General features: G+C 67.7%; 12 protein-coding genes. 3 read left to right on the top strand and 9 right to left on the bottom strand.

Annotation, left to right across the window (positions count from 1 at the left end; translation table 11 throughout):
- The first annotated feature begins 35 nt into the window (after positions 1 to 35).
- Positions 36 to 938, top strand: coding sequence for a dihydrodipicolinate synthase family protein (locus P1L40_RS19955; protein WP_284011137.1), 903 nt, complete (start codon positions 36 to 38; stop codon positions 936 to 938).
- A gap of 122 nt (positions 939 to 1,060) precedes the next feature.
- On the opposite strand, the gene P1L40_RS19950 is transcribed toward P1L40_RS19955, so the two are convergent.
- The 6 genes from P1L40_RS19950 to P1L40_RS19925 all read right to left on the bottom strand — a co-directional run bounded on the left by P1L40_RS19950 (position 1,061) and on the right by P1L40_RS19925 (position 6,229).
- Positions 1,061 to 2,482 (bottom strand): ABC transporter substrate-binding protein, encoded by a 1,422-nt coding sequence (locus tag P1L40_RS19950; RefSeq protein ID WP_284011136.1) that lies wholly within the window; start codon positions 2,480 to 2,482, stop codon positions 1,061 to 1,063.
- 84 nt (positions 2,483 to 2,566) lie between these two features.
- Positions 2,567 to 3,568, bottom strand: a complete 1,002-nt coding sequence (locus P1L40_RS19945) for an Ldh family oxidoreductase (RefSeq protein ID WP_284011135.1) — start codon at positions 3,566 to 3,568, stop codon at positions 2,567 to 2,569.
- Positions 3,568 to 4,734 (bottom strand): UxaA family hydrolase, encoded by a 1,167-nt coding sequence (locus P1L40_RS19940; protein ID WP_284011134.1) that lies wholly within the window; start codon positions 4,732 to 4,734, stop codon positions 3,568 to 3,570. The genes P1L40_RS19945 and P1L40_RS19940 overlap by 1 nt, the downstream gene beginning before the upstream one ends.
- Before the next feature lie 2 nt (positions 4,735 to 4,736).
- Positions 4,737 to 5,060: a UxaA family hydrolase gene (locus P1L40_RS19935; protein ID WP_284011133.1), complete on the bottom strand. Its 324-nt coding sequence runs from the start codon at positions 5,058 to 5,060 to the stop codon at positions 4,737 to 4,739.
- Between the two features lie 54 nt (positions 5,061 to 5,114).
- On the bottom strand, positions 5,115 to 6,092 hold the full coding sequence (locus P1L40_RS19930) for a YeiH family protein (protein WP_284011132.1): 978 nt from the start codon (positions 6,090 to 6,092) through the stop codon (positions 5,115 to 5,117).
- Entirely contained in the window at positions 6,092 to 6,229 is a 138-nt protein-coding gene (locus P1L40_RS19925) for a hypothetical protein (protein ID WP_284011131.1), read from the bottom strand. Before P1L40_RS19925 ends, P1L40_RS19930 begins: the two co-directional genes overlap by 1 nt.
- Positions 6,230 to 6,348: 119 nt before the next feature.
- Here P1L40_RS19925 and P1L40_RS19920 point away from each other — a divergent pair, with 119 nt between their 5' ends.
- Both P1L40_RS19920 and P1L40_RS19915 read left to right on the top strand, forming a co-directional pair.
- Entirely contained in the window at positions 6,349 to 7,341 is a 993-nt protein-coding gene (locus tag P1L40_RS19920; protein ID WP_284011130.1) for a carbohydrate ABC transporter permease, read from the top strand.
- 1 nt (position 7,342) lies between these two features.
- Positions 7,343 to 8,203 (top strand): carbohydrate ABC transporter permease, encoded by an 861-nt coding sequence (locus P1L40_RS19915; protein ID WP_284011129.1) that lies wholly within the window; start codon positions 7,343 to 7,345, stop codon positions 8,201 to 8,203.
- A 166-nt stretch (positions 8,204 to 8,369) separates the two neighbouring features.
- Here P1L40_RS19915 and P1L40_RS19910 read toward each other — a convergent pair whose 3' ends face one another.
- The 3 genes from P1L40_RS19910 to P1L40_RS19900 are packed head-to-tail and all read right to left on the bottom strand — an operon-like array spanning position 8,370 to position 12,897.
- Entirely contained in the window at positions 8,370 to 9,335 is a 966-nt protein-coding gene (locus P1L40_RS19910) for a C-terminal binding protein (protein ID WP_284011128.1), read from the bottom strand.
- Positions 9,336 to 9,359: 24 nt separating this feature from the next.
- Positions 9,360 to 10,625 (bottom strand): mandelate racemase/muconate lactonizing enzyme family protein, encoded by a 1,266-nt coding sequence (locus P1L40_RS19905; protein ID WP_284011127.1) that lies wholly within the window; start codon positions 10,623 to 10,625, stop codon positions 9,360 to 9,362.
- Positions 10,626 to 10,668: 43 nt separating this feature from the next.
- Entirely contained in the window at positions 10,669 to 12,897 is a 2,229-nt protein-coding gene (locus tag P1L40_RS19900; protein WP_284011126.1) for a glycoside hydrolase family 3 N-terminal domain-containing protein, read from the bottom strand.
- Positions 12,898 to 12,900: the final 3 nt, after the last annotated feature.

The raw sequence follows: 12,900 nt of genomic DNA, 5'->3' as shown, positions 1-12,900 counted from the left end.
CAAATTATAACTAAGTGCTCCTCCATGCGATAGGCATGAATCTCTCGGGAACAGTGGTTCCCATGGCGACGCCTACCCATGGGTCTCGGCGGTCGGTCGACGACGAAGCGGTCAGGCAGTTCACCCGACGGCTCGTCGACGGCGGCGTTCACGGTCTCTTTCCGGGGAGCTCGATCGGTGAGTTCCCCAGCCTGACGACGGAACAGAACCGCCGGCTGGTCCGGCTCGTCGTCGAGGAGGCCGACGGTGAGGCCGACGTGCTCGCGGGCTGTTGTGACACGAACGTCGACGCGGTTCTGGACAACATCGAGGCGGCTGACGCCGTCGGCGCCGACGCGGCCGTCGTCGTCTCCCCTTACTACCTGGGGACCACACAGCCAGGCCTCGAACGGTTCTTTACCGCCATCGCCGACGAATCGCCCCTGCCGCTGCTGTTGTACAACATCCCGCCGCTGACCGGTAACGAGATCGGCCTCGACCTGGTCCGACGGCTCGCCGACCACGACACTATCGCCGGGCTGAAAGACACCTCGGGCGACCTGACCTACCACCACCGGATCATCAGCGAGACGCCCGACGACTTCCTGATCTTCCAGGGCGCGACCCAGCTCGCGACGGCCTCGCTCGACCTGGGTGCGGACGGACTGATCGCCGGCCCGGCGAACGTCTTCCCCGGGGCGCTGGCCGAACTCTACGAGGCATACGCCGCCGACGACCTGCTGGAGGCTCGCCGGCTGATGCAGACTATCGTGACGCCGTTCGTCACAGCGACCAGCGACGTGCCCACGGCCGCGGGGATCAAACACCTCTCGGCGCTGCACGGCCTGGACATCGGCGAGCCGCTGCCGCCGCTGCCGGAACTGACCGACGACGAGCGCGCGTCGCTCCGGGCGACGTACAACCGGATCACCGAGCGGGTCGGCGAGCAGACGGTCTGACTCGGTGGGACCTTCTCGTGGTGCAGCTAACTGGCGAGCATAGCGAGCCGACGGCTGCTCGAACTCGGGACCGCGAAAACGGAGTGGTGCAGACTGGGGTGTCGGACTGACGACAGGGGCGCTTACGCGTTGTTGACCTCGCTGTCGATCTCTTCCTGGGCGTCGTTGAGCGCCTCCTCGGGCGTCTTGTTCTGGACGAGCGCGGCGTTGCAGTTGGTGTAGACGATCTCGGAGAACGTCGAGTACTGCGGGGTCGCCGGCCGGGCGCTGGTCTGGTCGACGATCTGTGCGAACGTCTCAAGCTGGGAGGCCTGCTCGTAGTACTCGTCGCTGTACAGCTCCTGGCGGACCGGCAGGCGGCTGTGTTCCAGGGCCATCGTCTCCTGGGCCTCCATCGAGGCCATGAAGCTGGCGAAGGCCTGTGCCGCCTCCGCGTTCTCGGAGTTGGCGTTGATAAAGAGGTTCCACCCACCCAGACAGGAGTTCTGGGCGTCGGGGTTGCCCTCGGCTTTGGGCATCGGCGCCACGTCGAAGTTGCCCTGGACGGCCGAGCCGTCCTCGTTCATCAGCGCGACGGCGTAGGGCCAGTTGCGCATGAAGATGGTGTTGCCCTGCTGGAACGTCTGACGGTTCTGGTCCGTCGAGGACGCCGGGATGGATTCGGGCGTGACCTCGTACTCGTGGATGAGGTCGACGGCGTGTTGCAGCGCCGCGATACCTTCCTCGGTGTTGACGACGAGGTTCCCGCTGCCGTCGCGGACGCTGCCGCCCATGCCCCACAGCCAGTTGAGCCACATGATCGTGAGCCCCTCGTTGGAGCCGCCCTGCCAGATGTAGCCGTTGAGGTCCTGATCGGACTGGTCTTTGATGTCCTGTGCCATGTTGACCAGTTCCATGTAGGTCGTCGGCGGCTCGTCGTACCCCGCTTCCTCCAGGAGGTCGGTGCGGTAGTACAGGGCGTTGGCGTCCGTGTGGATCGGCATCCCGTACATGGTGCCGTCGACGGTCACCGAGTCGATGGGCGTCTGGAGCATGTTCTCGGTGTGGCCCTCCGGGTCGTTCATCTCGGCGGCCCAGCCGTTCTGGGCGAACTCCGCGGGCCAGATCACGTCCATGTTCCCCACGTCGAACGACGACGACCCGGAGACGAACTGATTGACGTAGTACTCGCGTGTCGAGGAGGCGTCCGAGGGCGTCTGCTGGGACTCGACGTTGATGTTGCTGTTTGCCTCCTCGAACATCGGGACGAGGCTCCCGGCGTCGTTGCTGAAGTAGCCGGGGTAGACGTACGTCATGGACATACTGCCGCCGTCACCGTCGCCGGAGCCACCGTCGCCGGAGCCACCGTCGCCGGAGCCCCCGTCGCCGGAGCCCCCGTCACCGGAGCCACCGTCACCGGAGCCCCCGTCACCGGAGCCACCGTCACCGGAGCCACCGTCACCGGAGCCACCGTCGCCGCCACACCCGGCCAGCATCACGACGCTCCCGCCGGCCATCGTTTTGATAAGTTGCCGCCTGCGCTTGTCAGAGACTTCGTCTGTCATACACACCCACGTTAGAAACAACCCCTATTAATTGTTATTGTTTTTATTCCTACAAATGTGGGAAATGAAGGGGGGAACTCCGTCTCAGGCGTCGGCGATCTCGCGGACCTCGTCCCAGAGGTCGTCCTCGATCTCGACGGTCGTGGCGGTCCGATCGCGTTCGACCGACCGCTGGCCGGGGAGTCGGATCTCGTCGACGTGGGCGGCCTGTTCGCTCTCGGTCAGCGCCGTGAGGAACGAACTCGCCCGCTCGCTAAACGCCGGCGCACCCAGGGCTTCGGGGTCGATCGCCAGGAACAGGTCCCCCTTCGTGCAGGGGTCCTCGGTGTGGTAGGTCCCCGTCACGTCGGTCCCCATCGCGGCGCCGACCAGCCCGCCGGCCAGCACCTCGACGGCGATGGCGAGGCCGGAGCCTTTCGCGCCGCCGAAGGGGAGGATCGTCCCCTCCAGTGCCGCGGCGGGATCGGTCGTCGGCTGGCCGTCGGTGTCCAGCGCGACGCCCTCGGGGAGTTCCTGCTCGGTCTCCTTGTAGTGGAGGACGGTCCCGCGGGCGATGCCCGAGGTGGACATATCGAGGTTGAACGCCGGGTCGGTCGGGAGCCCGATGGCGATGGGGTTGGTCCCCAGCACCGGCTCCGCGCCGCCATAGGGCGGCATCGCCGGCTCGGTGTTCGTGATCCCGACGCCGACGTACCCCCCCTGGAGCAGTTGATCCGTGTAGTAGCCCAGCATCCCCAGGTGGTTCGAGTCGTGGACGCCGACCGCGCCGACGCCGAACTCGTCGGCCCGGTCCATCGCCTCGCCGGCGGCGGCGCTCGCGACGACCGGGCCGAGCCGGGACCCGCCGCTGATCGTGGCTGCGCCGCCCCGCTCGTCGACGACCTCGATGGTGCCGTCGGCGTCGACGTTGCCGTGCTCGATGCCGCGGACGAACCGCGGGAGTCGGAGCAGTCCGTGCGAGTGTTTCCCGCGAGCGTCGGCACTCACCAGCACCTCGGCCGTCTGCTCGGCGTCGGCGTCGGAGATCCCGTGTGCGCGGAAGGCGTCGGCCGCGACCGCGACCGCGCGCTGGCGGTCGATCTGCATTATGTCGACGGGCCGATCCGGTGGATGGCGAACTGGCTCTCGCCCATCGCCTCGCTGAGGGTGACCTTCCCGTTGACGATGTCCATGATCTCGTCCCACAGCTGGTCGGTCGCCCAGTCGATGCTCTCGTCGCCGACGAGCGCCTCGCTGACATCGACATCGGTCTGCTCGGGCACCCGCTCGGCGCTGTGTGGGTTACCGGTGATCTTCAGGGTCGGCATCACGGCGTTCGAGAGGGTGTGGCCCTGCCCGGTCGAAATGACCATGAAGTGAGCGCCGCCGGCGCCGATGCCGGTGACCGACTCGGCCCCGTGGCCCGGCGTGTCCATGATGTACATGCCCGACTGATCGGGGATCTTCGCGCCGTAGTCGATGATGTCCTGGATCGGGCCGTCGCCGGACTTGACGAGCGCGCCCAGGGACTTCTCCTCGATGGTGGTCAGCCCGCCGTCCATATTGTCCGGGGTCGGCTGGGCGCCGCGCACGTCGTAGCCGGTCGCCTGCAGGCGCTTGTCCCAGTGGTCGACGCGGTCGAGGATTTCCTGGCGCACCTCGTCGTTGACGGCGCGTTCGGAGAGTTCCTCCTCGCCGCCGAAGAACTCCGGCGTCTCCGCGAAGCAGCCGCGACCGCCGTGGTCGTCGATGAGGCGCCAGACGGCGCCCGCGGTGGCCTTGTGCTGGCACAGCCCCGACGTGGTGTCGGAGGTCGCACAGTTGATCCCGAAGGTGAGTTTCGACATGTCTGCCGGGACACGGCGCTGTGCGCTGGCGTCCTGGACCATCTCCTGTGCGGCGTCGACGGTCGCGTCCAGCGCGTTCATGACGCCTTTCTCCTCGTGGATGTTGATCGAGGCGCTCGGCCGGCCGGTCTCGGCCACGTCCTGTGCGAGTTCGTCGCCGTCGACGATCTCGCCGGCGTGGGCGACGACGACGGCCCCGTACGTGTTGGGGTGGGTCGCGTAGCCCAGTAGCGTGCGGTAGGTCTGGAACACGTCGGGCTTGGTCTGACAGCGACCCAGCGGATGCGTGATCGGGATCGCGTCGTCGACGATGTCGGCGGCGCGCTTGACCGTGTCGTTTGCGTACGGTGCCGTCGACACGATCACTGTGTGGTTGCGGATGCCGATACTGCCGTCGTCTCGCTCGTAGCCTAGGAATTCGGACATAGTTACTCGCTGATCGCCTCTACTTCCTCGTCGCCGGCCAGGTCACCGCGGCCGTAGTTGGACTCGACGTTGTGGACGTGGACGAACGTCCCCGCCGGGATGTCCTCGGTTGCGTTCCCGATGCTCTTGCCGTACTTCGTGATCGTCTCGCCGTCGGCGATGTCCTCGATCGCGAGCTTGTGTCCGAAGCCCACGTCGTCGATCATCTCGATCGTTCGCTCCTCGTCACCGACCGCGACCGTTACTGTCTCGCCGGCGTCCACGTCACGAAGCGCTGTCGCGACGTTGTCGGCTGGTTCGACTACTTCTAGATATCTGTCGGCCATACATGTCGGTTGACGTGCGCCCCCAGTTATAACGTTTTCTCCTGTCCCGCCGGCTCACAGCACGAGCGTCACCGCGCCGAGCGCCAGCAGGCTTACGGTCAGGAACTGGGCGAGCACCACCAGGATCGGCTTGAGCCCGGTCGCCCGGAGCTTGCGGGGGTTGAGTTCGAACCCCAGACCGACGAACGCGAGCGCGAACAGCCAGTCGCCCACCGTTCCCAGGGTCGCCTGGGTCCCGGCGTCGACGAGTCCGAGGTTGACGATGACCGCGACGAGCAAGAACCCGACCAGGAACTTCGGGAACCGATACCAGATCTCCGTGGCGTCGGTCCGCTCGCCGCCGCTCGTGTAGTAGACCGCGTACCCGACCGCGAGCACGCCGATGAAGGTGTTGCGGACGAGCTTGGTGATCGTCGCCCACTGGCCGGCCGTCTCCGAGACCGCGAAGCCGACGGCCGCGGTCGGACCGGTCGAGAACAGGCTCAGCCCGGCCCAGACGCCGAAGGTCCGGTCCGGGAGTCCGAGCGCCGACCCGACGATCGGGAAGACCACGAGCGTGATCGCGTCGAACAGCAACACGGTGCCCGCGGCGTAGCTGATGTCTGCCTCGTCGCCGTCGATGCTCCCGGCGACCGCGAGCACCGCCGAGACGCCACAGACGCTCGCGCCGGCCGCCAGCAGCGAGCGGGTCCGTGACTCGATCCCCGCCTGTTTCCCGACCAGTTCCACGAAGACCACACCGAGGACGACGACGCCCATCGCCAGGCCGACCACCTGTGGGCCGGTGCCGACGAGCTGGCCGACGGTCAACTGCGCGCCCAGGAGGACGATCCCGGTCTCCAGGAGGAGCTTGTGGCGGTCGATCCCGGCTTCGGCCCACTCGGGAACGCCGACCAGCGCGGCCACGGCAGCGCCGCTTGCGATGGCGACGACCAGCGGGCTCAGCGGCGTGGCGCCACCGACGACTCTGGCGATGGTGGCGAGCACCACCAGGACCAGCAGTCCCGGTACCAGTCTGCGGACCGCACTCATCAGAGGACCAGCGCCGTCGCGAGGACGATCGAGACGCCCAGCGCAGTGGCCTTCCAGCCCCGGTCGACGGCCCCGACTGCCCTGGCACAGCGGGAGACGAGCCGCTCGGTCCGAGTGCGCGTTCGCTTCACGTCCATATGGGTGAACCCGGGGCGCCCTCCTATATAAAATTTCACTGTCGACGCCGGCCGTCCGCCGATTCCCGCGGGCGCACCCCCGTAGTTTTATAACGAAAGACGACCCACGTCGGGAACGAATGGCAGACACAGTCGAGAGTTCGTCCGGGTCCGGCTACGAGGAGGGCTCGCGGCGGCAGAACAGATTACAACGGTATCGTGACCTCCGGTTCTCCGAGGAGGAACTGGCGGTAATCCTGCTGACACCGGTCGTTTCCTTCCTGTTGGCGGTGTCGTTCTACCCCATCTTCGACACAATCGTCGGGAGCCTCTATCAGGGGTACGTCCTGGAGATGAACCCCCGGGAGTTCGTCGGACTAGAGAACTACCGGAGCCTCTACGGCAGCGGCCCGTTGCTGGAGCAGTTCCTCAGCGGCGACGGCTTCTGGAACGCGCTCCGCGTGTCGCTCATCTACACGTTCGTCAGCGTGCCCATCGAACTCGTCCTCGGGCTCGGGCTCGCGCTCTTGCTCAACCGCGACTTCAAGGGCAAGTACTTCGCACAGGCGGCGATCCTGTTCCCCTGGGCCATCCCGACGGTCATCAACGCCCGCATCTGGGCGTGGATGTTCAACGGGCAGTACGGCGTCATCAACGACCTCCTCATCCGAATCGGCATCCTCCAGACGCCGTTCCCGTTCCTGGCGAAACCGGACACGGCGCTGTACTCGATGCTGTTTATCACCATCTGGAAGACGAGTTCGTTCATGGCACTGATCTTGCTTGCAGGGCTCCAGTCGATCCCGGACCACCTCTACGAGGCCGCGCGGATGGACGGCGCCTCGCGCATCCGCCAGTTCTGGGACATCACGCTACCCCTGCTGAAACCGACGCTGCTCGTCGCGCTCATCTTCCGGACGCTCCCCGCGTTCCAGGCGTTCGGGCTCCCCTACGGACTGACCGGCGGGGGTCCCGCGTCCGCGACGACGACGCTGGTCCTGTTCGACCACCAGTTGACGTTCAACCGCCTCAGCTTCGGCGAAGGCGCGGCGACGGCGACAATCATCACGCTGATCGCGGCCGGCATCGCGATGCTCTACGTCGGCACCCTCTACGAACCGGAGGTGCGCTGAGATGAGCTACGACCGCGACACCCTCGAAATCCGCAACTTCCAGTGGGTCGGCAAGAAGGTCGGCTTCTACGGGAGCATCTTCATCATCGCACTCGTCTCGGTGTTCCCGGTGCTGTGGATGCTGATCACCTCGCTCAAACAACCCGGGAACGTCGTCACGTTCCCCGTCGAGTACATCCCGCGTGACCCGACGCTCGCGAACTACCGCGCGGCCATCGAGGGGGCACCGTTCTTCCGGTACCTCCTCAACAGCGTCATCGTGGCGACTGGCACGGCCGTGCTGGACGTGCTTCTGGGTGCACTCGCCGGCTACGCGCTCTCCCGGCTGCGCTTCCGGTTCAAGCTCCCGGTCCTCCTGCTGATCCTCGGGACCGCGATGTTGCCCTTCATCGCCCGGCTGATTCCCCTCTTTAGCCTGGCGCGCTCGTGGGGCCTGCTCAACGACTACCTGGGACTGATCATCCCCTACGCCGCCTTCCAGTTGCCCTTCGCGGTCTGGATCTTCCAGGCGTACTTCAAGGAACTGCCCGACTCCTTAGAGGAGGCGGGCCTGATGGACGGGCTCTCCCGGATCGGCGTCCTCTTCCGGATCATCCTGCCCGTCTCCGCGCCGGCGATGGCGACCGCGGCGATCATCGTCTTCATCTACGCCTGGAACGAGTTCCTGTTCGCGCTGACGTTCATGACCGAAGACCAGATGCGGACGATCACCGTCGGGATCGCGCTCTACCAGGGCGAGTTCCAGTACCCCTGGGGGACGATCTCCGCGGCCGTGTTCATGTCCGTGATGCCGCTGATCCTGTTCATGCTGTTCTTCCAGCGGAAAGTCGTCGAGGGGCTCACGGCGACCGGAAAGGCCTGACTCGCGGACCGTCTTTTTCCCTTCGTCGTTGCCGCGCCCACTCGGACGAGCGACGACGGCCCGACCCGGAGTCCCCGCCCGCTCGGCTGTCGCACGGGCTATCGGCGCTTCTGCTCGCCGCTGCCACGGAGCGTCGAACCTCGAAAAGCCGAACGGCGCGCAGTCCTCAGTCGTTGACGACGTTCCAGGGGTCGCCGCCTTCTAGAACCGTGCGGACGATCTCGGTCACCGTCCGGCGACGCTGGTCGTTTGCCTCCTCGCTGTACCAGGCGACGTGTGGTGTGGTCAGTACCTTCGGGTGATCCCGCAGCGGGTCGTCCGCGGCCGGGGGTTCTTCGGGGAACACGTCCAGGCCGGCCCCGGCGATCTCGCCCGCATCGAGCGCGTCGGCCAGCGCCTCGCCGTCGACGATCGGCCCGCGTGCGACGTTGACGAAGTAGGCGTCCTCGTTCATCCGCGCGAAGGCGTCGGCGTCGAACATCCCCCGTGTCTCGGGGACCAGCGGGGAGTGGACGGTGACGAAGTCCGCCTCCGCGAGCAGCTCCTCGAACGCCACGAGCGTCGCTGGATCGCCGGCCACGTCGTCCTCGGTGAGGAACGGGTCGCTGGCGACTACGTCCATCCCGAGCGCGTCGGCGCGCTCGCCGACTGCACGGCCGATGGCGCCGTAGCCGACGACGCCGACAGTCCGTGTCGAGAGGCGGTGGATCGGCGTCGCAACGCCCCGGTCCCACCCGCCCGCGGCCACGTCGGCGTCGTAGGACTTCAGGCCGCGCGCGAGTGCGAGGTACAGTGTCAGCGCGTGGACGGAGACCTCCTCCAGACAGTAGTCGGGGACGTTCGTGACGGGGATCTCCCGCTCGGCGGCGGCCTCCACGTCGATGTTGTCGACGCCGATGCCGTACCGGGAGATCACCCGGCAGCCCGTCAGCGCGTCGATCGCCTCTTGGTCCAGATCGTACCGGAGGTTGATGACCGCGTCCGCCCGGGCGAGCGTCTCGTGGGCATCTTCGACCTCCTCGCCCACGTCGCCGGTCAGTTCGACGACCTCGGCGATGTCTTCGAGGCCGTCGCGTTCGATCGAGAGGTCCGCGAAGTCGTGGTCGGTCACGACGACGGTGTGTTCAGACATAGTGTGAAAGTGGTCTCGGGGACCTCAGATGATCAGGTCGTAGCCGTCGACGAGGTACTCCTCACAGATGTCCCGGTCGAGTTCGACGCCAAGACCGGGGCCTTCTGGCACGTCGATGTAGCCGTCTTCGAGGATCGGCCCGGAGCCCTCGACCCGGTTGCACATGTCGTTCCACCACGGCACGTCCCGGGAGTGCCACTCCATACAGAGGAAGTTCGGGATGGCCGCCGAGACGTGGGCGCCGGCGACGGTGCCAAGCGGCGAGGAGATGTTGTGCGAGGCGATCGGGACGCCGTACAGATCACAGACGGTGGCGATGTCGACGTACTCGCCGAGGCCGCCACACTTGTTCACGTCGGGCGCGGCGATGTCCATCATCCCTTCGCGGGCGGCGTTGTTGAACTGGTTTGCCTTCACGAGGTTCTCGCCGGTCAGGACCGGCATGTCCAGGGCCTCGGTGACGCGCTTCTGGGACTCGGTCTTCTCCGGCGGGACGGGGTCTTCCAGCCACGCCAGGTCGAACCGTTCGAGTTTCTTCCCCAGGCGGATGGCCGTCTCCGTCGTGAAGTTCCAATGGAGGTCCATCCCCAGATCGATGTCGTAGCCGATCTCGTCACGCACCGCCTCGACGAGGCTGACCTTGTGTTCGAGGGCCTCGTTGTCCATGCGCCGGTTGGCCTCGTCGTACTCGGCGTGGGTCGGCACGTCCAGGTCGAACTTCAGCGCCTCGAACCCCTCGTCGACGACCTCGCGGGCGGCGCGGGCGTACCCCTCCGGCGTGTACACGTCCTTCGGGTCGTGGTCGCGGGCCTCGCCCAGGGACTCCCCGCCGTGGGTGTCACAGTAGATCTTGATCTCGTCGCGGTACTTCCCGCCCAGCAGTTCGTAGACGGGCACGTCGAACAGTTTGCCCTTGATGTCGTAACAGGCCGTCTCGATGGCGGTGAAGGCGGCCTGCCCGATGCGGCCCGTGCCGGTGTAGCGCTGTTCGAGGAGTTCGCGGATGCGGTCCGTATCGAGCGGGTTCTCGCCTTCGAGGTCGACGTCCATGCGGCCGGCCATGTCGAGCGCGGCCTCGGCACGGAACGTCTCGCCCAGCCCGTAGACGCCCGAGTCGGTCTCGACCTTGACGATTCCCCAGGTGAAGTTCCCCGCGATCGCCATGGTCTTGATGTCGGTGATCTCAACGTCTCGCTCGGGTGGACGGTGGGTCTCGTCCATGCCCATGTCCCGCCAGGGGACGCCGCCGCCCTGCGGAATCCGGTAGTCCGGTTGGTCGTCTTGCGTCATCACCTGTGCAGTCGTGGATTGCCGGGTTAAAGATTGTGGTGAGCTACCCACGCCGGACGGTCGATTCGGCCCGGTGCGGTCGCCGATCCGGCCGCGCTGGCTCCCCTCGAAGGTCCACGCTCGCCCGGCCGCGCGTGTCTGCCGCCGACCGCCCGACAATCAGATCGACGGTCCCCGGCTCGACGACGAGTCGGCCCTCGCGGTCGTGGACGGCCAGCGCTGCAGACGGCATCTCGAAATCGACGGTCGCCCGGGCTCCGGCGTCGATGTCGAGGCGCTCGAACCCGACCAGTTCCCGCTCGGGCCGGACCGTCCGCCCGCCGCGGTGGCGAGCGTACAGTTGGACGACCTCGCTGCCGGCGCGGTCGGCGACGTTCTCGACGCTCACGGTGGCGGTGAGCGAGCCGTCGGTCCCGACCTCCTCCTGCTCGACTCCGACCCCGCTGTACTCGAAGGCGGCGTAGCTCTCCCCGTGGCCGAACGGGAACAGCGGCGCGCCCTCGGTGAAGACGTACTCGCCCCGCGAGAGGTCGTCCTGGCGGTAGTGGACCGGAAGCTGTCCCACCGACCGCGGGAGCGAGACGGGGAGTCGACCGCCGGGGTCGGTTCCCAGCAACACGTCCGCGATGGCCGCGCCGCCCTCTTGGCCGGGGAGCCACGCCGCCACCGTCGCGTCGGCCCGTTCGACAACGTCCGGGACCGCGAGCGGGCGCCCGCTGACGAGGACGACCACCATCGGCGTCCCCGTCGCCGCGACCCGTTCGATCAGTTCCGACTGCCGGCCAGGGAGGCCCAGTTCGGCCCGGTCGAGTGCTTCGCCGGCGGTTCCCGGCGAGTCCCGCTCAACGTCGATCCCCGACTGGCCGCCGACGCAGGCGACCGCCACGTCGGCGTCGCGGGCGGCCGCCACTGCGGCCTCGATGTCATCGCCCGGGTCCGCTCTGATCCCACAGCCGTGGGCGTACTCGACCCCGGCCACGCGCTCGCGCAGGGCCGCCCGCGGGGTCACCACGTCGATGCCCCCGGCTTCGTTCTCCGCGCCCGCGTAGGAGTAGTTCCCCAGCAGGTTCCGGCCGGCGTCGGCGTTGGGACCGACGACGGCGACCGTCGACGACGCCGACAGCGGGAGGAGGCCGTCGTTCTCCAGCAGGACCAGCGACCGACGGGCGGCCCGCCGGGCCAGCGAGCGGACCGCGTCTGTCTCGAAGGCCTCGTCCGCGCGTTCAGGCTCGGCGGTTGTCCTGGCCGCCCCGAACAGCCCCGCTTCGGCCTTCTGACGGATATGGCGCGTCACGGCGCGGTCGACCGTCGATTCGTCGACCTGCCCGTCCCGGACTGCGCCGACGAGGCGGTCGCCGAAACACTCGGTCTCGGGGAGTTCCACGTCGATACCGGCTTCGATGGCCTGGACACCGGCCGCGGTCCTGTCGGGAGCGACGCCGTAGTCGTCGGCCAGCATCTCGATGCCCCGGCCGTCCGAGACGACGGTCCCCTCGAACCCCCACTCCTCGCGGAGCAGCCCGGTCAGCAGTTCACCGTTCGCGTGACAGGGGACCCCGCCGACGGTGTTGTACGCCGCCATCACCGACGGCGCGCCGGCGTTGATACCGGCGCGGAAGGGGAGCAGGTCGGCGTCGCACATCTCGCCGAGGCAGGCTGTGGGCCGCGCACGGTTGCGCCCGCCCGCGGGCCGCCCGTGGCCGACGAAGTGCTTGAGCGTGGCGTCGACTCCGCTGTCTCCCAGCCCCGTGACGACGGCCTCTGTGAACGCGGCCGAAAGCGCCGGATCCTCGCCGAACGTCTCCTCGATCCTGCCCCAGCGCGGATCCACGCCCAGGTCCGCGACGGGCGAGAGGGTCGCTTGACAGCCCACGGCCCGCAGTTGCTCACCGACCGCCGCCGCGACCTCCCGTGCCAGTTCGGGGTCCCAGCTACTTGCCAGTCCGATGGCCTGCGGGACCGTCGCCCCGCGGCGGCCAGCGTAGCCACAGAGGCTCTCCTCGCGGACGAACGCCGGAATCCCGTGGGGCGTCTCCGTCCGGAGGAACGACTGGATGTCGGCGACGACGCCGGCGAGTTCGGTGGGGTCGAGGCCGCTCTCGCGCCCGACCCGAGTCACGCGGCCGATGCCGTGTGAAATCTCCGCCCGGGCGCGCTCGGGCGAGAACGCGCCGTCCTCCAGCAGCGTGCCGATCCGGACGGTCCCGAGTTGTGCGACCTTCGCGTCGAGGGACATCTCGGCGACGAGGTCGTCGATGGATGGGGCTGTCATGTG

This window comes from Haloarcula pelagica (assembly GCF_030127105.1).
GTDB classification, from domain to species: Archaea; Halobacteriota; Halobacteria; order Halobacteriales; family Haloarculaceae; genus Haloarcula; species Haloarcula pelagica.
The sequence above is the reverse complement of the archived record's forward strand: the minus strand, read 5'-3'. Positions and strand labels throughout refer to the sequence as shown.